The sequence below is a fragment of the Streptomyces sp. LaBMicrA B280 genome (assembly GCF_049222185.1).
Taxonomy (GTDB): Bacteria; Actinomycetota; Actinomycetes; order Streptomycetales; family Streptomycetaceae; genus Streptomyces; species Streptomyces murinus.
The window spans coordinates 261113-281713 of the sequence record NZ_JBMJCT010000001.1; the positions used below are offsets into that span (position 1 = coordinate 261113).

Annotated in this window: 17 protein-coding genes; 7 read left to right on the forward strand and 10 right to left on the reverse strand. The window is 73.2% G+C overall.

All coding sequences use genetic code 11. From position 1 onward, the window contains the following. The 3 genes from pucL (at window position 1) to ACLF5H_RS01170 (ending at window position 4177) form a co-directional block, all read left to right on the forward strand. Window positions 1-948, forward strand: a complete 948-nt coding sequence (pucL, locus tag ACLF5H_RS01160) for a factor-independent urate hydroxylase (protein WP_421674182.1) — start codon at window positions 1-3, stop codon at window positions 946-948. A gap of 145 nt (window positions 949-1093) precedes the next feature. Then, entirely contained in the window at window positions 1094-2473 is a 1380-nt protein-coding gene (locus tag ACLF5H_RS01165) for an 8-oxoguanine deaminase (RefSeq protein WP_421674183.1), read from the forward strand. A gap of 306 nt (window positions 2474-2779) precedes the next feature. Then, a complete protein-coding gene (locus ACLF5H_RS01170) occupies window positions 2780-4177 on the forward strand; it encodes a nucleobase:cation symporter-2 family protein (protein WP_421674184.1) in 1398 nt (465 codons plus the stop codon). Here ACLF5H_RS01170 and ACLF5H_RS01175 read toward each other — a convergent pair. Beyond that, window positions 4131-7076, reverse strand: a complete 2946-nt coding sequence (locus tag ACLF5H_RS01175; protein WP_421674185.1) for a hypothetical protein — start codon at window positions 7074-7076, stop codon at window positions 4131-4133. The two genes, ACLF5H_RS01170 and ACLF5H_RS01175, sit on opposite strands and share 47 nt — an antisense overlap. A 370-nt stretch (window positions 7077-7446) precedes the next feature. Continuing rightward, the gene (locus ACLF5H_RS01180) at window positions 7447-8238 is read right to left on the reverse strand and encodes a helix-turn-helix domain-containing protein (protein ID WP_421674186.1); all 792 of its coding nucleotides are present in this window, start codon (window positions 8236-8238) and stop codon (window positions 7447-7449) included. Between the two features lie 96 nt (window positions 8239-8334). On the opposite strand from ACLF5H_RS01180, the gene ACLF5H_RS01185 reads away from it, so the two are divergent. Further along, entirely contained in the window at window positions 8335-9192 is an 858-nt protein-coding gene (locus ACLF5H_RS01185; protein WP_421674187.1) for an NAD(P)H-binding protein, read from the forward strand. Window positions 9193-9215: 23 nt separating this feature from the next. Here ACLF5H_RS01185 and ACLF5H_RS01190 read toward each other — a convergent pair whose 3' ends face one another. The 3 genes from ACLF5H_RS01190 to ACLF5H_RS01200 all read right to left on the reverse strand — a co-directional run bounded on the left by ACLF5H_RS01190 (window position 9216) and on the right by ACLF5H_RS01200 (window position 11119). Then, window positions 9216-9638, reverse strand: coding sequence for an acyl-CoA thioesterase (locus ACLF5H_RS01190; RefSeq protein WP_421674188.1), 423 nt, complete (start codon window positions 9636-9638; stop codon window positions 9216-9218). Window positions 9639-9734: 96 nt separating this feature from the next. Further along, window positions 9735-10394: a hypothetical protein gene (locus ACLF5H_RS01195; protein WP_421674189.1), complete on the reverse strand. Its 660-nt coding sequence runs from the start codon at window positions 10392-10394 to the stop codon at window positions 9735-9737. A gap of 128 nt (window positions 10395-10522) precedes the next feature. Then, window positions 10523-11119, reverse strand: coding sequence for a histidine phosphatase family protein (locus ACLF5H_RS01200; RefSeq protein WP_421674190.1), 597 nt, complete (start codon window positions 11117-11119; stop codon window positions 10523-10525). A gap of 163 nt (window positions 11120-11282) precedes the next feature. Between ACLF5H_RS01200 and ACLF5H_RS01205 the strand changes: the two genes are divergently transcribed. Then, window positions 11283-12485: an ATP-grasp domain-containing protein gene (locus tag ACLF5H_RS01205; protein ID WP_421674191.1), complete on the forward strand. Its 1203-nt coding sequence runs from the start codon at window positions 11283-11285 to the stop codon at window positions 12483-12485. A gap of 59 nt (window positions 12486-12544) precedes the next feature. On the opposite strand, the gene ACLF5H_RS01210 is transcribed toward ACLF5H_RS01205, so the two are convergent. Further along, window positions 12545-13753, reverse strand: a complete 1209-nt coding sequence (locus tag ACLF5H_RS01210) for a pyridoxal phosphate-dependent aminotransferase (protein ID WP_421674192.1) — start codon at window positions 13751-13753, stop codon at window positions 12545-12547. An 81-nt stretch (window positions 13754-13834) separates the two neighbouring features. Here ACLF5H_RS01210 and ACLF5H_RS01215 point away from each other — a divergent pair, with 81 nt between their 5' ends. Then, a complete protein-coding gene (locus ACLF5H_RS01215) occupies window positions 13835-14479 on the forward strand; it encodes a winged helix-turn-helix transcriptional regulator (RefSeq protein WP_421674193.1) in 645 nt (214 codons plus the stop codon). A gap of 35 nt (window positions 14480-14514) precedes the next feature. On the opposite strand, the gene ACLF5H_RS01220 is transcribed toward ACLF5H_RS01215, so the two are convergent. The 4 genes from ACLF5H_RS01220 to ACLF5H_RS01235 all read right to left on the reverse strand — a co-directional run bounded on the left by ACLF5H_RS01220 (window position 14515) and on the right by ACLF5H_RS01235 (window position 18777). Then, window positions 14515-15045 carry a hypothetical protein gene (locus ACLF5H_RS01220; protein ID WP_421674194.1) on the reverse strand — a complete coding sequence of 177 codons (531 nt, stop codon included), beginning with the start codon at window positions 15043-15045 and terminating at the stop codon, window positions 14515-14517. Between the two features lie 127 nt (window positions 15046-15172). Then, the gene (locus ACLF5H_RS01225) at window positions 15173-15976 is read right to left on the reverse strand and encodes a hypothetical protein (RefSeq protein ID WP_421674195.1); all 804 of its coding nucleotides are present in this window, start codon (window positions 15974-15976) and stop codon (window positions 15173-15175) included. After that, complete coding sequence (locus ACLF5H_RS01230) at window positions 15976-17238, reverse strand: VWA domain-containing protein (protein ID WP_421674196.1); 1263 nt, start codon at window positions 17236-17238, stop codon at window positions 15976-15978. Before ACLF5H_RS01230 ends, ACLF5H_RS01225 begins: the two co-directional genes overlap by 1 nt. 9 nt (window positions 17239-17247) lie before the next feature. Further along, window positions 17248-18777 (reverse strand): IucA/IucC family protein, encoded by a 1530-nt coding sequence (locus ACLF5H_RS01235; protein ID WP_421674197.1) that lies wholly within the window; start codon window positions 18775-18777, stop codon window positions 17248-17250. Window positions 18778-18996: 219 nt separating this feature from the next. Between ACLF5H_RS01235 and ACLF5H_RS01240 the strand changes: the two genes are divergently transcribed. Beyond that, window positions 18997-20583 carry an IucA/IucC family protein gene (locus ACLF5H_RS01240; RefSeq protein WP_421674198.1) on the forward strand — a complete coding sequence of 529 codons (1587 nt, stop codon included), beginning with the start codon at window positions 18997-18999 and terminating at the stop codon, window positions 20581-20583. Window positions 20584-20601 lie beyond the last annotated feature (18 nt).

Here is a 20601-nt window from a genome sequence, read left to right on the forward strand (position 1 = left end):
ATGACCGTCAATTCCCGCCCTGCCCGCCCTGTGATCCTGGGACAGAACCAGTACGGCAAGGCTGAGAACCGAGTCGTCAAGATCACGCGGGACGGCGCCACCCATCACATCAAGGACCTCAACGTCTCCGTGTCGCTGAGCGGTGACATGGAGGACGTCCACTACTCGGGCTCCAACGCGAATGTGCTGCCGACCGACACGACCAAGAACACGGTGTTCGCGTTCGCCAAGGAGTTCGGCATCGAGTCCGCCGAGCAGTTCGGCATCCATCTCGCCCGGCACTTCGTCACCTCCCAGGAGCCGATCCAGCGCGCCCGGATCCGGATCGAGGAGTACGCCTGGGAGCGGATCGGCACCTCCGACGCCAACTCGAAGTTCATCGGCGCCGACGAGGTCAAGCACTCCTTCGTCCGCAAGGGCCAGGAGACCCGGCTGACCCAGATCACCTACGACGGCTCGTCCTGGGAGGTCGTCTCCGGCCTCAAGGACCTCACCGTCATGAACTCGACCAACTCCGAGTTCTGGGGCTTCGTCAAGGACAAGTACACGACCCTCCAGGAGGCCCACGACCGCATCCTGGCGACCTCCGTCTCCGGCCGCTGGCGGTTCAACTGGACCGACGACGAGCAGAAGATGCCGCACTGGGAGAAGTCGTACGAGCAGGTCAAGAAGCACATGCTCCAGGCGTTCGCCGAGACCTACTCGCTCTCCCTGCAGCAGACCATGTACCAGATGGGCTCGCGCATCATCAACAACCGCAGCGAGATCGACGAGGTCCGCTTCTCGCTGCCCAACAAGCACCACTTCCTGGTCGACCTGGAGCCGTTCGGGCTCAAGAACGACAACGAGGTCTACTACGCCGCCGACCGGCCCTACGGCCTGATCGAGGCGACGATCCTGCGGGACGGCTGCGAACCGCGGATCCCGGTGGACCTCACCAACCTCTGATCCACCCCCCGCACCTGATCGACCTCCTTTTCGGCACCCGCGGCCGGGGTACCACCCCCACCGGAGCCCGGCCGCGGCACTCAAATCTCCCCAGGGTCCTGCCGTGCCCTCCCCACAGAAGTCCGCTGAGCGAAAAGGACGAACCATGGCAGCAGCCCAGCGCATCGTCATCGAGAACTGTTCGATCGCGACCGTCGACGCCGACGACACCGAGTACGCCTCCGGGTACCTGGTCCTGGCCGGCAACCGCATCGAGGCGCTCGGCGCGGGGCCGGCACCCGAGGGCCTGGAGAACGTGGTCCGCCGGATCGACGCCACCGGACATCTGGCGACCCCCGGCCTGATCAACACCCACCACCACTTCTACCAGTGGATCACCCGGGGCCTGGCCACGGACCACAACCTGTTCGACTGGCTGGTGGCGCTCTACCCGATCTGGGCGCGCATCGACGAACCCATGGCCTACACGGCGGCCCGGGGCTCGCTCGCCATGATGGCCCGCGGCGGCGTCACCACCGCCATGGACCACCACTACGTCTACCCGCGCGGCACCGGCGACCTGTCCGGCGCGATCATCCGCGCCGCCCGGGAGACGGGCGTCCGCTTCACCCTCGCCCGCGGCTCCATGGACCGCGGCGAGTCGGACGGCGGACTGCCCCCGGACTTCGCCGTGGAGAGCCTGGACGGTGCGCTCGCCGCGACCGAGGCCACCGTCAAGGAGCACCACGACCCCTCCTTCGACGCCATGACCCAGGTCGCCGTCGCCCCCTGCTCCCCCTTCTCCGTCTCCACCGAACTCCTGCGCAACGCGGCCGAGTTGGCCCGACACCTCGGGGTACGGCTGCACACGCACGGCTCGGAGACCGTGGAGGAGGAGAAGTTCTGCCACGAGCTGTTCGGCATGGGCCCGACCGACTACTTCGAGTCCACGGGCTGGCTGGGCGAGGACGTGTGGATGGCGCACTGCGTCCATATGAACGACTCCGACATCGCCGCCTTCGCCCGCACCGGGACCGGCGTCGCCCACTGCCCCTCGTCCAACGCCCGGCTCGCCGCGGGCATCGCACGGGTCCCGGACATGCTCGCCGCCGGTGTCCCGGTCGGCCTCGGCGTCGACGGCACCGCCTCCAACGAGTCCGGCGAACTCCACACCGAGCTGCGCAACGCCCTGCTCATCAACCGGCTCGGCGCCCACAAGGAGTCCGCGCTGAACGCCCGCCAGGCCCTGCGGCTCGGCACCCACGGGGGCGCCCGCGTCCTCGGCCGGGCCGCCGAGACCGGCTCACTGGAGGCGGGCAAGCTGGCCGACGTGGTGCTGTGGAAGCTGGACACGCTGGCCCACGCCTCCATCGCCGACCCGGTGACCGCCCTGGTCTTCGGCGCGGCCGCCCCGGTCACCGCGTCGTTCGTGAATGGCCGTCAGATCGTCGCGGACGGACGCCTGTTGACCGTCGACGAGGACGCCGTCGCGCGCGCCACCCGCGACGAGGCCCGGCGCCTGGCGCAGCTCGCCGCTCAGCGCTGACCCCCCGACTCCGGCCGGGAGGGACGGCTCCCGGCCGGCAGCCGTGGACCCGAGCGGGGCCCACGGCGGCCGGCTCCGGGGCGCGCGCGAGAGCGTGCGCGCCCCGGACCGGTTCCCCACCATGACTCTCATGGTTCCCCTCCACGACCCCTACGGTTCCCCGTCCACGACCCCCGCCGGGGTCCCCGGTCCCTCCCCCACTCTCGGCTGCGCTCGAGCGGGAGGTGCCCCCATGCCCGTCGCGCACCACCTCCCTGAAACCCACGTCCACAGCCGACGTGTCTTAACCGACCGGAGGAGCCCGCCGTGTCCGCCCAATCCGCCGAAGCAGCGCCAGTCCCCGTCCACCCGGTGGACGAGAAACTCCCCGCCCTGAAGATGGCGACCAGCGGCCTCCAGCATGTGGCCGCCATGTACGCGGGCGTCGTCGCCCCGCCCCTGATCGTCGGCGCGGCCGCCGGTCTGTCCGGCACCGGCCTCACCTTCCTCACCGGCGCCTGCCTGTTCACCGCGGGGCTCGCCACGTTCCTCCAGACCCTCGGCTTCTGGAAGATCGGCGCCCGGCTGCCCTTCGTCAACGGCGTCACCTTCGCCGGTGTCGCCCCCATGACCGCGATCATCGCCTCGGCCAAGGACAAGTCGGACGCCCTGCCGATGATCTTCGGCGCGGTCATGGTCGCCGGATTCCTCGGCTTCCTCGCCGCCCCGGTGTTCTGCAAGGCCGTCCGCTTCTTCCCACCGGTCGTCACCGGTACGGTCATCACCCTGATCGGTGTCTCCCTGCTCCCGGTCGCCTTCGGCTGGGCCCAGGGCCCCGACCCGTCGGCCCATGACTACGGCTCGACCACCAACCTCACCCTGGCCGGCCTCACCCTCCTCATCGTCCTGCTGCTGCGCCGCTTCACCCGCGGGTTCGTCAAGCAGATCGCGGTGCTGCTCGGCCTGATCGCCGGGACGCTGATCGCGATCCCGTTCGGGGTCACCGACTTCTCCCCGGTCGCGTCGGCCGACCTGGTCGGCTTCCCGACCCCCTTCCACTTCGGCGCGCCGCAGTTCCATATCGCCGCGATCCTGTCGATGTGCGTGGTGATGGTGGTCTCGATGACCGAGTCCACCGCCGACATGCTGGCCCTCGGCGAGATCGTCGAACGGCCCTCGGACGAGCGGACCATCGCGGCCGGCCTGCGCGCCGACACCCTGGGCTCCGCCCTCAGCCCCTTCTTCAACGGCTTCATGTGCAGCGCCTTCGCGCAGAACATCGGCCTGGTCGCCATGACCCGCATCCGCAGCCGCTTCGTGGTCGCCTTCGGCGGCGGCTTCCTCGTCCTGATGGGCCTGTGCCCGGCGGCCGCGTCCCTGATCGCCGTCGTCCCCCGCCCCGTCCTCGGCGGCGCGGGCGTCGTCCTCTTCGGCTCGGTCGCCGCGAGCGGCATCCAGACCCTGGTACGCGCCGGCCTGGACAAGGACAACAACGTCCTGATCGTCGCGGTCTCGCTGGCCATCGGCATCGTCCCGATCACGGCCCCGGACTTCTACCACGCCTTCCCGGACACCGCGCGGATCGTCCTGGACTCGGGCATCTCCACGGGCTGCGTCACGGCGGTCCTGCTCAACCTGGTCTTCAACCACCTCGGCCGCAGCCGGGACGCGCAGGACGTCACGCATCCGATGGAGGCGGGGGAGGAGCTGGCGTCGGTGCAGTGAGGGTGGGGGCGGGCGGCGGGGCCGGGCACCGCGGACTGTGGCGGCACCGCTCGGCCTCCGCGGCGATGCGCCCGGCGAGTGCCGGGTCGTCGGCCAGCGCCGCGACGACCTCGTCGTAGAGGACGACGGCCTGGTCGCATCTGCCGTGCGCACAGCGGCAGCGGGCGCGCCAAACGGACAGGGCCCGGCGCAGGAACGTCGAGTCGTCGTCGGTCTCGGTCAGGTCCCGCTCGACCTCGTCCAACGCCCGTTCGGCGTCCGTGGGCCGCTGCTGGGCGAGCAGGGTCTCCACCACCAGGAACCGCAGGCGCGTCACGGCCGGATCGGCGGCGCCGAGTCCCGCGAACTCCTCGGCCAGGACGTCTCGCAGCTCGGCCTCCGCCAACTCGGCCTGGTCCGACGCCATCTGGAGGCATGCCCGCCGGTGGGCGAGCCACTCCAGGGTGTCGACGCGGTCGGTGTCGGTGGCGGGATTCGCCCGGTACCAGCCCAGCAGCCCGCCGAGCAGGTCCGCCGCCTCGTCCGCGCGGTCCTGCTGGGCGAGGTTGTCCGCCAGGTGCCAGGCCATGTCGCGGTAGAGCGGCGAGCCTTCCTCCGAGGCTTCTTCGAGCCGGCCGAGGATCGCGCGGTAGTACGTCTCGGCCCCGGTCAGCAGCCCGGCGGCATCCAGGGCGTGGGCCGCGTGGTGGGCGAGCACGACGTTTTCCTTCCGTGCGCCGCGGTCCGCGAGCAACTCGCGTGCCTCCTCGGCGGCTTCGTCCACCTTGCCCTGCTCGACCAGCATGCGCACGAGCTCGGCGATGACCAACACCGGCTTGGGCTGGGAGAGCTGATGTGCCGCCTCGGCCATCGCCCGGAGTTCCTGTTCGGCCTCCGCCACGCGGCCCGCCCGGGACAGCGCCTCCGCCCATGCCAGCCGGGCCGACACCGTGGCCTCGTGGCCCGCGCCGTAGTGTCGAAGACAGGCTTCGTACACCTGGTTCGCCTCGGCGGAGCGGTCCGTGTCTTCCCCTTCGTCATAGTTCACGCGCCGGACGGCCAGGCGGGTCGGGTGTCCCTCGGGCAGGGCCGCGGCTCGCTCGCGCAGTGCCGAGGCCAACTCCGCCGAGAGCGCGTGGTTGTTGGACCCCGCCGCGTAGTTGCGCGCCACCATGCCCGCGCGCAGGAAGGCGACGAGCGCGTCCTCGGGTGTGTCGGGTACCTGGCGCAGACCCGTCCGGACGTGCGGAACCAGGAGCTGCCAGATCTTCCACATCTCGGGATCGGGCGGGATCTGACCGAACAGGGTGACGATCACCGAAGCCGCTCGCCACAGGTGTGTCCGCGTCCGCTCCGGGGCGTTGCGGATCTGCAGCGCGTTCGTCTCCAGGACCAGGGGGTGGGCCGTCAACCAGGGCAGGGCGCTTACCGACCCGGCCGCGTGGTCGACGGACAGCGTTATGTCCTCCACGCTCAGCAGGCTCAGGTCCACCAGGGCCTCGATGGCGGCCTCGCACCGCTCCACGTCGCCGGGCAGCAGCTCGGGACACGTCTCCAGAGCGGTGCGCAACAGGTCCATCGGGAAGGGCGCGCGCCCGAAGCAGGAGAGCAGCCGCATCAGCCGCCGGGCCTCGGGCATGCCCTGCCGGGCCAGGAGGTCGAGGCTCATCTCCCAGGTACGGCCCACCAGGCGTCGCAGCCGGCGTTCGTCCGCGAGCCCGTCCGAGCGCTCGCCACGATCGAGCAGTTCCGCTCCCAGCCGCTCCAACTCCCGCATATAGCCCGCGAAGTCCCGTACCGGGCCGTTGTCTCCTCCCGCGGTGAGCAGCCCGACTCCCCGGCGCGCCCGGGCCAGAAACGACCCGGCCAGCCGCAACGCCAGCGGCAGGCCCCCGAGTTGCTCCGCGAGCCGCCGGGCGTCCGCCTCGCTCCCCGCGTCGCCCGCGAGGTCGATCAGGACGGCCGCCCCGTCCTGTGGTGCCAGCGTGTCGACGGGACGGCACCACGCGGCGCCGCCCCACAGCATGGGATTCCCGATCCGTGACGTGACCACGGTGAGCCCGGCCGTACTCGACCGGATCCACCCCGTGCCGTCACCGACCGAGCCGTCCACGGACGCGGCCACCGGCGGCTCGTCCAGATTGTCGACCACCAGCAGCCACGGCCGCTCCGCACCGTCGAGGGCGCGCCACACCAGGTCGGTCGCGCTCGACCGGCCGGACCACGCGGCGTCGATGTCGTGCTCGGACACACCCAGTTCGCGCGCGACCTGACGCATCCCGGTGCTCAGCCGGTCCCGGGAGGCGCCGGAGATCCAGAAGACATGGTGGCCCAGGCCGTGTGCGAACCGTGCCAGCCGCAGGGCCACCGTGGTCTTGCCGCAACCGCCCAGCCCGTACAGCACCTGGACCCGGTCGGAGCCCTCGGTCACGTCCCCTTCGAGCGCGGCCAGCAGCTCGTCGCGCCCGCGGACCCGGCCCGGCAGTTCACCGTAGGGCGCGCGGACCGAGAAGGTCCCGGGCCCGGCGTCGGCCGCCTCGCGCGCGGCCGCCGTGCTCCCGGAGGCCGCCGCCCCGGTGCCGTCCGAGTGGCCCCGCCGGGCGCTCTTCCACTCCCGCTCGCTCTCCTTCGCCTCCTCCACGGCGCGCTTCCACCGGGTACTGGCACCCGTCCCGGCCGCTTTGAGCAGCGCCGCCACGGTGGTCCAGGTCGGCGCGCGCGAGCCCGACAGCGCGTCCGAGACGGTACTTCTGCCCACACCGCAGGTGGACGCGATGTCCCGGACACCCGTGAACCCCGCCTCGGCCAGCAGTTCCCGCAGCCGCCGAGCCACCTTCCGCATCGGCTCCGGGGCGTCCGGATCGAGGGGCTTCAGCGCGAGTCCCCCCGTCGACGGCCTCCGCTCCCGGCTCGTCGTCATACCGACCCTCCGCCCCGTCGTGCCTGCCGACCGAGCCTACGGGGTCGGCGCACACGTCCGCCCGACGACCGCGCATGTCCGCGCGCGGACACCTCGGACATCCGGACGGCGCGCGCCGTCCGCAGGTCACGGCCGCCTCGTCCGCGCCCTGTCCGAACGAGCTCCGGGCCGGACGGACAGGGCCCGTAGACCGGAGTCACAAGGCCGGACGGCGGCCCCGAGCAGCGGAATTCGGTGGAGCGAGGGAGGAACGGACGATGCACATCGTTGAGTTCGTCGGCCAGCACGGGGCGGAGATCGCCTTCGTGATCCGGACGGCTGTGTCCGTGTGGTGTTCGCTGCGACGGGTCCGGCGCGTCCGGGCGGCGTCTCAGCCGAGGCGCGCCCCGCAGGGTGATCGCGCCGGGAGGCGGTCGGTGAAGTAGGAGCGGGGCGGGACGCCCATCAGGGTGCGGAAGTCGGTGGTCATGTGGGACTGGTCGTAGTAGCCGGTGGCGGCGGCCAGTTGGGACCAGGGGGTGGTGGTCGCGCGGGTGACGATCGTGCGGACGCGGTCGATGCGGGCGTAGTGCTTGGGGGAGACGCCGACGCCGTCGGCGAAGAGGTTGCGCAACTTCCGTTCGCTGACGGCCAGTTCACCGGCCACCTCGCGGACCCGGGCGGGGGTCCGGTCCGGGTGCACGGACAGCGCGTCGACCCCGGCTCGCAGCAGCGCCGTACGGGCGGGGTCCACCGCGGGCAGCGACGTGGGCAGCGTCTCGATGAGTTCGGGCAGGGGGTCGCGCGGGTCCAGGCGGTGCAGCGCGGCCGCGAGCCGGGGCGCGGCCGCGCCGGGGAGCGCGGGCAAGGGGATCGCGCGGCCCACCAGTTCGGTGGCCGCGACGCCCAGCAGTGGCCGGACCGCGCCCGGCGCGAGCCACAACTCGACGCAGGACAGGCCCTGTTTGCTCGCGTGGTAGGAGGCCCGCACGCGCGGTCCCACGGCGAGCACATCGCGTCGGCCGTCCGCGCGCACCCGCAGCACCACCTTGGTGGCGGCGGCGGGCAGATGGACGAAGGTCTCCTCGGGCCGCCCGGCGGCGAAGAATCCGCGCACCCCGGCGAACCAGGGGCGCAGGGACTCGGGCGCGGGCGGCGCCTGACCGGCGATGGCGTTCGGCACCCTTCCACGGTAAGCGCGCCGGGCGCCCGGCCGGGCGGTCGAACCGTGCCGGAATCTCCAAGAGACCGGCACCCCGCCCGGCCCATCGTGGACGGCATGATTCTTGTGACGGGTGCCACGGGCACCATCGGCGGCGCGGTCGTACGACAGCTCGCGGCGCGCGGCGAGAAGACGCGCGCGCTCACCCGGGATCCCGCGCGGGCCGACCTGCCCTCCGGTGTGGAGGTGGTGCGCGGGGACTACGCCGACCCGGGTTCCCTGGCCGCCGCGACCGCCGGGGTGAGCGCGGTGTTCCTGGTGACGCCGCCCGGCCCCGACGCGGCCCGGTATGACACGGCGCTCGTGTCGGCGGCCCGTGCGGCGGGCGCCGGACGGCTGGTGAAGCTCTCCGCCATCGGCACCGGCGACCCCGAAGTCGGCCGGTTCGGCGTCCGGCACGAGGACGGGGAGCGGGCCGTACGGGAGAGCGGTGCCGCGTGGACCGTGCTGCGGCCGTCCTCCTTCGCCTCCAACTCCCTCGGCTGGGCGGCGGCGGTCCGCGCCGGGGAGCCGGTGCCCAACCTCACCGGTGACGGGGCCTCGGGCGTCATCGACCCGCGGGACATCGCGGCGGTGGCCGTCGCCGCGCTGCTCGACGCCGGGCACGGCGGCCGGACGTACACGCTGACCGGCCCCGAGGCGATCAGCGTCCCCGACCAGGCGGCCGTCCTCGCCTCGGTCCTCGGGCGCCCGGTGGGCACCCGGGATCTGACGCCGGACGAGGCCCAAACGTTCCTGCGGACCGTCTGGGGCTTCGACGACACCCGGGCGGCGGACGCGCTCGCCGGGATGCGGTACGTCCGTGACGGCGGCAACGCGCTGGTCACCGAGGAGGTGCCCCGGGTGCTGGGCCGACCGGCCCGCTCGTTCAGGCAGTGGGCCGAGGAGCACAAGGGGGCGTTCCGCGCCGCCTGACCGGGAGCCCCCGGCCCTCGTGGCTACAGGCCGAACAGGGCCGGGTCGGAGGCGAGTTCCCGGAACACCTCGGCCGGGTCGGCGACCAGCCTGCGCTCCTTCAGGTCCAGCAGACCGCCGACGCCGGTGACGTCGGCGGCCAGGGTGCCGTCGGCCTTGCGCATCTCCTGGTGGACCTTGAAGGTCTTGCCGGAGGTCCACTCGAAGGCGCAGGTCACGTCCACCTCGTCACCGGCGAGGAGTTCCCGCCGATAGCGGATCGTCGTCTCCAGGACCACCGGCCCGACACCGGTGCGCACCAGGCCGGTCTGGCCGATCCCGGCGGACTGGAGCAGCGACCAGCGGGCGTGCTCGGCGTACTGGAGGTACACGGCCTGATTCAGATGGCCCTGCACATCGGTCTCGTACCCGCGGACGGTGACGCGGACGGAAAACGGTTCGCTCACGGCTTTCCCCTCTTGCTCCGGTACGGCGGCTGCCCGGCACGGCGGCGCCGCCCGTCCGGTGATCCTTCCACGCGCGGCAGAAGCGGCGTCCCCGGGTCAGGTGCGGCGCGGGGACGCCAGCAGATAGCGCGTGCGGGTGCGCGGCTCGGTGTACTCGCCCGGCTGCCACCCCGCCCGCTCCAGCGTGTCCGCGCAGGCCGAGAGGGCCGCCGGGTCCGGCGCGTACACGGCGACCGCCTCCGGCTGCGGGGTCGCGCGCACCCGGTAGCCGGGGGTGGACGCCGTCTCCGGGATGTGTCCGGCCGCCTCCAGGGCGAGGGCGGCGGCCCGCACCAGATGGCCGCGCTCCCAGCCGCACGGGCGGTCCGTCGAGCCGTCCGGGTTGGTCATCCGGCGCAGCTCCAGCAGGCCCTGCCACGCACCGCGCACCTCCCGCAACCGCCCGGCGTCCGAGGGCGGGGCCGCCTCCCGCGCTCCGCCGACGCGTGCCGCGAAGACACCGGTGGAGGGTGCCGATCGCTCTCGCTGCTCCTGCTGGTCCTGTTGCTCCTGTTGCGCGGGTGTCCCGGGTGCCCCCTCCCGTATGCGCTGCCCCGCCGGGGTCAGGAAGTGGTCGTGCGGCGGGCGCGGGTGCCGGAAGGCGAGGCCCCGCCGGACCAGCGCCGTGAGCTGCGCCGGTGTGCCGCGCAACCGGCCGGTGAGCGGGTCGGCCGCGTCGATCACCCGCCGCTGGGCGGCGGTCGGCTCTCGGCTCACGGTGCGCTCCCCTCCGGGCGTCGCCGGGTAAGGCCGCCGGTCCGGCGACCCGGGGAAAAGCGTAGGACGAGGGTCTGACAACGGGGCACGGGACGAGGGTCTGACGGCGGGGGGCGCGGAGCCCTTCCTCAACCGGGCCGGATGTTCCACCCCGCCACCACCGGCCGGCCGTGCTCCGTGCCGAGGCGGCACAACGCGCCCGTGGCCAGCTGGAACAGGGCGCCGTGCCCGGCGGGGAGGCCGAGGCGGCGCGCGGTCAGGACGCGCAGGAAGTGGCCGTGGGCGACGAGGAGCACGGCGCCCTCGGTGTCGCACAGGGCTGCGTCGACCCTGGCCAGCATCCGGTCGGCGCGCTCGCCGACCTGTGCCGGGCTCTCGCCGGGATGGCCGGGCGGGCCCGGCGCGACCCCGTCGGTGAACAGGAACCAGCCGGGGCGGGTGCGCCGGATCTCCTGCGTGGTGACGCCCTCGTAGCCGCCGTAGTCCCATTCGCGCAGGTCGGCGTCGACCCCGGCGTCATGGACGCCGATCAGCTCGGCGGTCTCCCGGGCCCGTCGCAGGGGGCTGACGAAAGCGGCGCCGATACGCTGCGAGCGGATCAGCGGCGCCAGCCGACGCGCCTCCTGACGGCCGCGCCCGGTCAGCGGTACGTCGGTCCAGCCGGTGTGCCGTCCGGACCGCGACCACTCGGTCTCACCGTGCCGGACGAGAAAGAGGTCACCCATCCCCACGCCTTCCCGCTCGTCTGGCAGCACCGTGCCACGGCGGACCGGCGCCCGCAGGACGGATTGCGCCGGACGGGCTCTTGACTCCCGAGCGATAACGGCCGAAGCTCGTGCGTCTTGACGGGATCCATGGGCTCTGGGGGAAATCATCGACGGCGACCGCGTGTCCGACCCGCGTCCCCTGGCGGTGCTCCTGCACTCCCGGCAGCCCCTCACCACCGACCCGGCGGCCACCTTCGACCCGGCGCACTGGGAGACCGTCGTCCTCACCGACGCCGACGGCGGGCCCGAAGCGGTGCTGCGCGAGGACGCGCCGGGCGGGACCCCGGCCGTCCACCGGGCGCCGCGCGACACCTGGGCCACTCGGATCCGGTGCCTCGCCGGGGGCCGGGCGGTGCAGATCGTCACCAACGACGAGTACTGCCTCATCAGTTGTGCCGAGCTGCGCGCCGAGTTCGGCCTGCCCGTCCGGCACCCGGCCCGGCCCGCGCACTACATCGACAAGGTGCTGATGAAGGAGCGCCTGGCCGCGGCCGGTGTGCGGGTGCCGCGCTTCCTCGCCCTCACCGAGGGGGTGCCGGAGGCGGGGGACGGCCTCGCCCTGATCACCGGGACCATCGGTCTACCGGCCGTCGTCAAGCCCCGCCGGGAGGCCAACTCCCGCGGTGTCGCCATCCTGCGCACCGAGCCCGAACTGCGGGACTGGCTCGCCGGGCGCCGGGGTGAACAGGGCTGGCAGGTCGAGGAGTTCCTCGACGGCACCTTCCACCACGTCAACAGCCTGGTCCGCGACGGCGTGCCCACCCCGGTGCAGACCGGCACCTATCTCGGCCCGCTGCTCGACCTGCCCGACGGCCGCCGCCTCGGCGGCTGGACCGTCCCGCACGACAGCGAACTGTCCGGTCGCGCACACGAGTTGAACCGCGCGGTGGTCGCCGCCCTCGGCGCCGAGGGGGCCTTCGTCGTGCATACGGAGTTCGCCGTCGACGGTGCCGGTGAGCTGGTCGTGGTGGAGGTCGCGGGGCGGGCGCCCGGCGCCCTGGTCTCCGAACTGGCCAGGCTGCACACGGGGTTGAACCTGGAGACGGCCAACCTCGCCCTCCAGGCCGACCTGCCCGTCCCGGAGCCGCTCCCCACGGGCACCCAGGCCGCGTGGGTGTGGGTCCCCGTCATGCCGGGCGAGCGGTACCGGCTCACCCCCGAGACGACCAGCAAGCGACTCGTGCACGTCCGCCGGGCCGCCCGCCGGACCCACACCGGCACCTCGGGAGCCCTCGGGGTCTCGGTACTGCTGTGGCACACCGACCCGGACGTGCTGGCCGCCGACGTCAGGACCGCGGCCACGGCGGCGTGGTGCGGCGCGTGAGCCGTGCCCACCGCACCGGCGCCCGCCCCGCTCGCCGCCCCCGGCACCGCTGATCGGCGCTACTGCCGGTATCCCCCGAGGAACCTCCCGATCCGCCCGATCGCCGCTTCCAGATCGTCGGCCTGGGGCAGGGTGAGGATGCGGAAGTGGTCGGGGGAGGGCCAGTTGAAACCCGTGCCCTGGACGACCTGGATCTTCTCGCGCAGCAGCAGGTCCAGGACGAACTTCTCGTCGTCGTGGATGCGGTGCACCTTGGGATCGAGGCGCGGGAAGGCGTACAGGGCGCCCTTGGGCTTGACGCAGGAGACACCGGGGATCTCGTTGAGCTTCTCCCAGGCCACGGTGCGCTGCTCGTACAACCGCCCGCCGGGCGCGGTGAGTTCGCTGATGGACTGGCGGCCACCGAGCGCGGCCTGGATGGCGTACTGCGCGGGCGCGTTGGCGCACAGCCGCATGGAGGCGAGCATGGTCAGCCCCTCCAGGTAGTCCTTCGCGTGCTGCCGGGGCCCGGTGACGACCAGCCAGCCGGAGCGGAAGCCCGCCACCCGGTACGTCTTGGAGAGCCCGCAGAAGGTGAGCACGACCAGGTCGGGGGCGAGGGCGGCGGCCGAGTGGTGCACGGCGTCGTCGTACAGGATCTGGTCGTAGATCTCGTCGGCGAACACCATCAGGCCGTGCCGGCGGGCGAGGTCCAGGATGCCCTCGACGACCTCCTTCGGATACACCGCGCCCGTCGGGTTGTTGGGGTTGATGATGACCAGGGCCTTGGTGCGGTCCGTGATCTTCGAGGCCATGTCGGCGAGGTCCGGATTCCAGTCCGCCTGCTCGTCGCACAGGTAGTGCACGGCCTTGCCGCCGGCCAGCGTGGTGACCGCGGTCCAGAGCGGGAAGTCCGGCGCGGGGATCAGGATCTCGTCGCCGTCCTCGATGAGCGCCTGTACGGCCATGGAGACCAGCTCCGAGACACCGTTGCCCAAGTAGACGTCGTCCACGTCGACTTCGAGGCCCAGGTTCTGGTAGCGCTGGGCGACGGCGCGGCGGGCGGAGAGCACGCCCCGGGAGTCCGTGTAGCCATGGGCCCGGGGCAGCATCCTGATCATGTCCTGGAGGATCTCCTCCGGTGCCTCGAACCCGAAGGCGGCGGGGTTGCCGGTGTTCAGGCGCAGCACGCTGTGGCCCGCCTCCTCCAGCGCGTCCGCGTGCTCGATCACCGGGCCGCGGATCTCGTAACAGACCTCGCTGAGCTTGTTCGACTGCCGGAACTCCATGCGTCCCTCCGGGAACTCGTGTTGCTTGGTTTTACCAAGCTGGAGCTTGGAAAGTCCAACAACGCGTCTAGACTGCGTCGCATGCCACCTCGCCGAAGCTACGACCAGTACTGCTCCGCGGCCCGTGCGCTCGACCTCGTCGGGGACCGCTGGACCCTGCTGATCGTCCGGGAACTGCTCGCCGGTCCGCGTCGCTACACCGACCTGCACGCGGACCTGCCCGGCGTGAGCACCGATGTCCTCGCCTCCCGGCTGAAGGACATGGAACGCGACGGCCTGGCCACCCGGCGCCGACTGCCGCCCCCCGGCGCGGCCAATGTCTACGAACTCACGCCGCGCGGAAGCGCGTTGCTGCCCGTCCTCCAGGCGTTCGGCGTCTGGGGCGAGGCCGAACTCGGTGAGCGCCGCCCGACGGACGCGGTCCGCGCCCACTGGTTCGCCCTGCCGCTGCTGCGCGCGCTGGAGGGACTCGGAGTGGCGGGGCTGGTCGAAGTCCACCTGGAAGAGGGCGACTTCCACGTCCGCGCGGGCGGGGAACCGGCGCCCGCGGCACCGGTGTACGGCGACGGCCCCGCCCCCACCCCCGCGGACGCGCGCCTCACCCTGCCGACCCCGGTCTCCGAGGACGTGGCCCGCGGCACCCTCCCGCTCCTGGAGGCCCTGCGCGCCGGGCAGGTCACGGTGGAGGGCGAGGGGCCGGTGGCGAAGGCGCTGCGGGAGGGCTGACGGACCCCCCCGACGCGACGGTCAGGGTGGCGGGTTCACGAGGCGGCCGGCAGGCTCCATTCCCCCGAGTGGCCGGGCGGCAGCCCGAGGTCGCGCCGGACAGCCGCGTAGTACGCCTCCCGGGCCGCCCGCTGCCGCGCCATCATGGCCCGCCAGGTCTCGGGGTCGTGGGCGTCCTCGCGCAGGAAGCGTTCCATGTCCATCACCGCGACGACCCACTCGCGGGCCCTGTCCACCACTTCGGTGCTGCCGAGCATCAGCAGCGCCTCACCGGCGGGGTCCCGGGCGTCGGTCGCCTCGGCCAGCTGGGGAGCGGCCTGCTGCGGGGACAGCGGGTGCGGATGGGGGTCGACACCCAGATGGGCCGCGATCCGGTAGGCCAGGGTGACGGACTGCTTGAGCGCCCTCGCGTACTCGGCGTAGATCGCAAGCCGCCGCTCCTCCCAGCGGGTCGCCCGCTCGCGGTGGAAGCGGATCCGATCGCCGCGGGCGATCGCCAGATACGAGCCGACGGCGCCGATGACGACCCCGAACAGCGCCGGAAGCTGCTGTATGAACGCGGACATGGCGCCAAGCTATCGGCTGCCGCGCGCGACCGGGGCGGGAAGCAGGAGGCCGCAGAAGGCCAGGGGCAAAGGGGCCGAGGACCGGAAAAGGGCCCGCCACCTGGGCGGGCCCTTCTCCACGACGGGGTCAGACGGTCGGCGGTCGGCCGTGTCCCCGTGTCAGCGCGTATCCGCCGATGCCGGCCAGCGCGGCGAGCACCGCGCCGATGCCCGTCCACACCCAGCGGTCGGACCACCAGCCGGAGGACCAGCCGTCGCGCGAGCCGAAGCTGGAGAGCACGGCCGTCTTGGAATCGTCGCCCCGCGCCTCGGACTTGACCGCGATACCGGGGACCAGCGGCTTGCCCAGGGAGCCGTCGACGGCCGAAGGGCCGCCGATGTCCTTGGAGTCCACCCGGATCTCGGCGTTCACCGGCTGGCCGAGGTCGGCGGCGCCCATGTCCACGACCGTCAGCCGCACGTAGTACGTGCCGGGCAGCGGGTCGTTGGCCCACGGCTCCGCCCAGCCGCGCACCGTACGCATCACACAGGCCAACTCGACCGAGTTCGAGCCCTGTTCGGCGGCGCGGGAGGAGGCGCCGTACTGGCAGGACTGCCTGCGGCGCAGCCCGTCGAACACATCGAGCTGCCAGGTCTCGGCGCCGTGCGTCTGGGGCAGCTTCACGGTCGCCTCGACCGTCGGCCGCTGCCCGGTGTCCGCGGGGAACGACCAGTACAGGTAGTCACCGGTGGACCCGGAGGCCGTCGCCCGCTGACCCTGCTGCAGCTCCGTCGCCGTACGGAAGGACGTGCCCGCCTGCGTGGGCGCCGAGGCGCCGGAGCCGTCGGAGGCGCTCGGGGAGGGCGAGGAGTCGGCGGCGGCCGGTCCCGCGGCGAGGCCGAGGGCGAGCAGTGTCGTACCCAGGGCGCTCAGAACTCGTACGGCACGCATCAGTTCGTCCTCCAGATCGCGACGCGCCAGCGCGACAGCCAGCCCCACAGCACACCCGCGAGGAAGCCGACGAGCACCAGCGTGCCCAGCAGCCACCAGCCGCGGCCGAGACCGAACGAGGCCACGTCGTGCGCCTGGTCGGGACCGCTGACCAGGTCCACGGTCAGCTCCAGCGGCAGACCCGGCGTGCTCTTCACGCCCGCGGGCGCCGAGAAGGAGTGCGCGACCTCCAGACACACCGTCTCCGCCGGCGCGTTGTCGTCGTCGCTCGACGGCTTCGGGTAGCGCAGCCCGGTGGAGATCATGTCGGTGCGCCCGGTACCGGCCGCCTCACCGCGGACGATCTCCCGCCCCTTGGCGGTCACCGCCCGCAGCAGCACCCCGTAGGAGGGGTTCACGGCCCGGTCGTCCGCGACGCTCACCGAGGCGCGCAGCTCCTGGCCGGGCTTGACGTCGACCTTGTACCAGCGCTGCTGCCCGAAGGCCGCGCGGTCGGTGTACAGACCGGACTTCAGCATCGGCGCGCTCGTGCACTGCCCGGCGCCCGAGGCGGCCACCGGCGTCACCACCGGATCGGCCGCCCGGTGCACCAACTGGCCGACCCGGTCGGTCAGTTCCTCCTTGTGCTGCACGGAGGTGTACGTGCCGCCGGTCGCGTCCGCGATGCAGCTGAGCTGGTCACGGGTCTTGGAGTCCGGCACCAGGCCCAGCGTGTCGATGGTCAGGCCGATGCCCTTCGCGGCTATCTCCCGGGCCACCTCGCACGGGTCCAGCGGCTGGCAGGTGTCCTCGCCGTCGCTGATCAGCACGATCCGGCGGGTTCCGGAACCACCGTCGAGATCGCCCGCCGCCTTCAGCAGCGCGGGCCCGATCGGCGTCCAGCCGGTCGGCTGCAGCGTCGCCACCGCGGTCTTCGCGTCGGTCCGGTCCAGCGGGCCGACCGGATACAGCTGCGCGGTGTCCTTGCAGCCCTCCTTGCGGTCGTTCCCGGGGTAGTTGGCGCCGAGTGTGCGGATGCCCAGTTCCACGTCCTGCGGGGTCGCGTCGAGCACATCGTCGAACGCCTGCTTCGCCGCCGCCATCCGGGTGCCGCCGTCGATGTCCCGGGTCCGCATGGATCCGCTGACGTCCAGCACCAGTTCGACCTTCGGAGCGGCCTGCTCCGTCTCGTCGGCGGCCGCCGCTGTCGGGAACGTGAGCCCGGCGGCCAGTGCGGCGAGCAGGGCGCACACTCCTACCGCCAGCCGTTGTCTTCTGATCATCGACGGATCCTATTGATCAATCGTGCCGGGCTCCAAAACGAGCGGGTGGGGCAGCTCCGTCCACTGGTCGCCCGGCGTCCCCGGCGACAACCGCATCAGCGTCAGCGCCTTCGCGGGCACCGGACCTCGGCGCAGCGCCGCGAGATCGGACGTGTCGGGAAGGTCTGGTACGACCGCCGCCAGGGCCGCCCCGAGCGCCGGTCCCGACCCCGCCACCGATGCCAGCGCGCCCGCCACCAGGGAGCCGAACAGCTTGCGGCGCAGGGCGGTTTCGTCGTCCGTGACCAGCCGTCCGGCGAGCGCGGGCGGCGCGATGCCGTGCCGGGCGAGGCGGGCCGGACTGATCCGGATGTCGGCCAGATCGCGGTAGACCAGCCGCCGCGGGCTCCCGTCGGCGGCCAGCACCACCAGCAGGTTCTGGCCGTGCGCCTCCAGGGCCACCCCGAGATCGAGCAGCCGCAGCCCCACGGTGAGCGCGAGCCGGGTGAACGCGGCCAGCCACCCGGGATCCCGGGGCAGCGACGTGGTGGCGAGCGCGGCGACCGGCAGCACCCGTTCGCCCGGCCCGGCACACCGCTCGGGCGACTCCCGCAGCAGCGCGGCCAGTTCGGAGGTCCCCGCGGTGACCGCGCCCAGGGTGCGGGTGATGTCCAGCGACCCGCCGGTGCGCTCGGCGAGTTCGGCCGCGAAGTCGGACAGGATGGCCGCCGCCTCGACCGAGTACGGCGAGATGTCCCGCACCGAGGAGGTCAGCCGAGAGCTGAGCGCCGTCTTCACATGGAGGCCGCCGGGCACGGCCAGCGTCCGCAGGGACATCAGCGGACGGGCCGGGTGCCAGTCGTCGGGCGACCGTTTCAGCACATGCGCCGCCTGCCACGGGTGCACCGGCACCAACAGCCGTTCCCCGTCCCGCAGTTCGTCCGGCCACTCACCGGTCAGCAGGCACTCGGCGGCCGGTACCGGCAGCGTCCCGAGCCGCACCACGGGCCGGTGCTCCGGGGCGTACGCCAGCTGGTCCGCGACCGAGAACCCGGGCCGGGAACGGCAGTTGGGATGGAAGGGGTGTCCGTCCACCACCCGCTGCTCCCACTCCCAGTCGAGTTCCGGCCACCTTTCCGGGTGATCGGCCGCGGCGCGGGACAGCGCCAGGGAGGCCACGCTGTGCCCCAGCTCCGCCGCGAACCCCTCGGCCCCCGGCCCCACCCCGGCACCGGCCGCCAGCTCCGCCATCAGCCGGGCCGGATCCTCGTACCGCCGCCGGTCCAGGCGTACGGCGGTGACATAGGGGTGCGTGGCGTACGGGTCCGGGTGCGGGCCGTGCAGCGCCCGGCCGTCGGCCAGCCGCAGCGTCAGGCCGTACGCGCCGCTCGCCCGGCCGGTGATCCAGGGCAGCGGCTCGTGCGCGAGCCCCCGCCACAGCCGGGTCAGCACGGCCGCGCGGGCACCGGGCAGCTCGGCGTCGTACCGGGGCAGCAGCCCGGGGCGTACGGCCCGCAGCTCCGCGGCGACCTCGGCCTCGGCGGTGGGGGAGTGGGACACGGTCGGCTCCTCGATCGCGGCCGGTACGGGGCACGATGGTCGGGTACGGAAGACAGCACCATGGTCGGATACGAAGCCATACTGATCGCTTCCGGGCCCCTTGCGAAGAACGCGCCCTCCCGGGTGCGACGCTCGTAGGAGAACGGCTCGTAGGAGAACGGCTCGAAGAAGCACGGCTCGAAGAAGCACGGCTCGAAGAAGAACGCCAGCGAAGAACGAATGGATCGCGTGGACCTCAAGCCTCCCGCAGCCGCCGTCGGCCGGCTCGCCGACGCCTATGCGGCCGCCCCCCTGCTCAACTGCCTGCTCCGGGAGGTGGCCGAGCCGCTGCCCGGCGCCCCCGAGGGCGGGCCGGTGTACCGGCTGCCCGGCACCGGACGGCTGCTGCGCGTGCGCCCGGGCCGCCGCCCCGCCGACCCCGAACTGTTCGCGGCCGCCGCCTGGCACCGCGTCGGCCATCCCGAACTGGTCAAACTCGTCGCCGAGGAACTGCGCCGGCACACCGGGCTGCCCGGCGGGGATCTGCCCGCCGAGATGATCGACAGCCGGGAGGCCGTCGCCGCGCTGCTCGCCGCCCGCGCCCGTACGACCCCGCCCGACGATCCCTATCTGCGCTCCGAGCAGTCCCTGATCACCGGCCACCCCTACCACCCGGCGCCCAAGGCGCGCGGCGGCGGCCCGGTCGCGTCCTGGCTGCCGTACGCGCCCGAGGCGTACGCCCGGTTCCCGCTGGTGCTGCTCGGGGTGCGCGAGGACCAGGTGGCCGAGGAGGGCGACACCCGCGCCCTGGACGCCCTGGGCGCCGCGCCGCCCGGCTACCGGCTGCTGCCCGCCCACCCCTGGCAGCTCGACCTGGTCGCCGACACCCTCGCCCCCGCCTTCGCCGACGGCCGCCTCGTCCGGCTCGGCACGACCCCCTTCGACACCTGGCCGACCGCCGCGATCCGCACGGTGTACGAGCCGCGGGCCGACCTGTTCCTGAAGTTCAGCCTGGACGTGCGGATCACCAACGACATCCGCCGGCTCTGGCGCCACGACCTGCGCCGACTGCGCCGCACCGACGGTGCCGCGGGGCGCGCCTTCGCCGCGATGAGGGCGCCCGCCGCGCCGGGGGCACCCGCCGTGGTCATGAGGGCGCCCGCCGCGCCGGGGGCACCCGCCGTGGCCGCGTCGGGCATGTCCGCCGCGTGGCTCGCCGACCGGGGCCATCGCACCGCGTCCTTCGCGTACGAGGAGCTGGCCGTGGTGGTGCGCGACGGGCTGCGCGACCATCTGCTGCCGGGCGCCGTGCCGCTGCTCGCCGCGGGTCTCGCGGAGGGCTTCGACGGCAGCCCGCTCGCCGCCACGGCCGACCCCGCGGCCTGGTGGGAGGCGTATCTGGAGCAGGTCGTGCCGCCCGCGCTGACCGCGTTCGACGCGCACGGCGTCGTCCTGGAGGCGCATCTCCAGAACACCCTGGTCGCGGTGGACTCCGCCGGTACGCCCGTCCAGGCGCTGTTCCGGGACGCCGAGGGCGTCAAGCTGCTGCCGGACGTCCCGCGCGCCGCGGGCTGGGAGCGCCTGGTCTACTGCCTCATCGTCAACCACCTCATGGAGATCGCCGGGGCCCTGGCCGAGCGGCATCGCGGGTACGACCCCTGGCCCGCCGTGCGCCGGTCACTGGCCCGGCACGAGCTGCCCGAGATCCCCGCCCTGCTCGGCTCGCCGACCCTGCCGGGCAAGACCAATCTGCTGCTGCGGTGGACGGGCGCGGACGGGGCGGACGCGCGGTATCTGCCGCTGCGCAACCCGCTCGCCGACCGCTGACCCGTCGTACGGCCGACG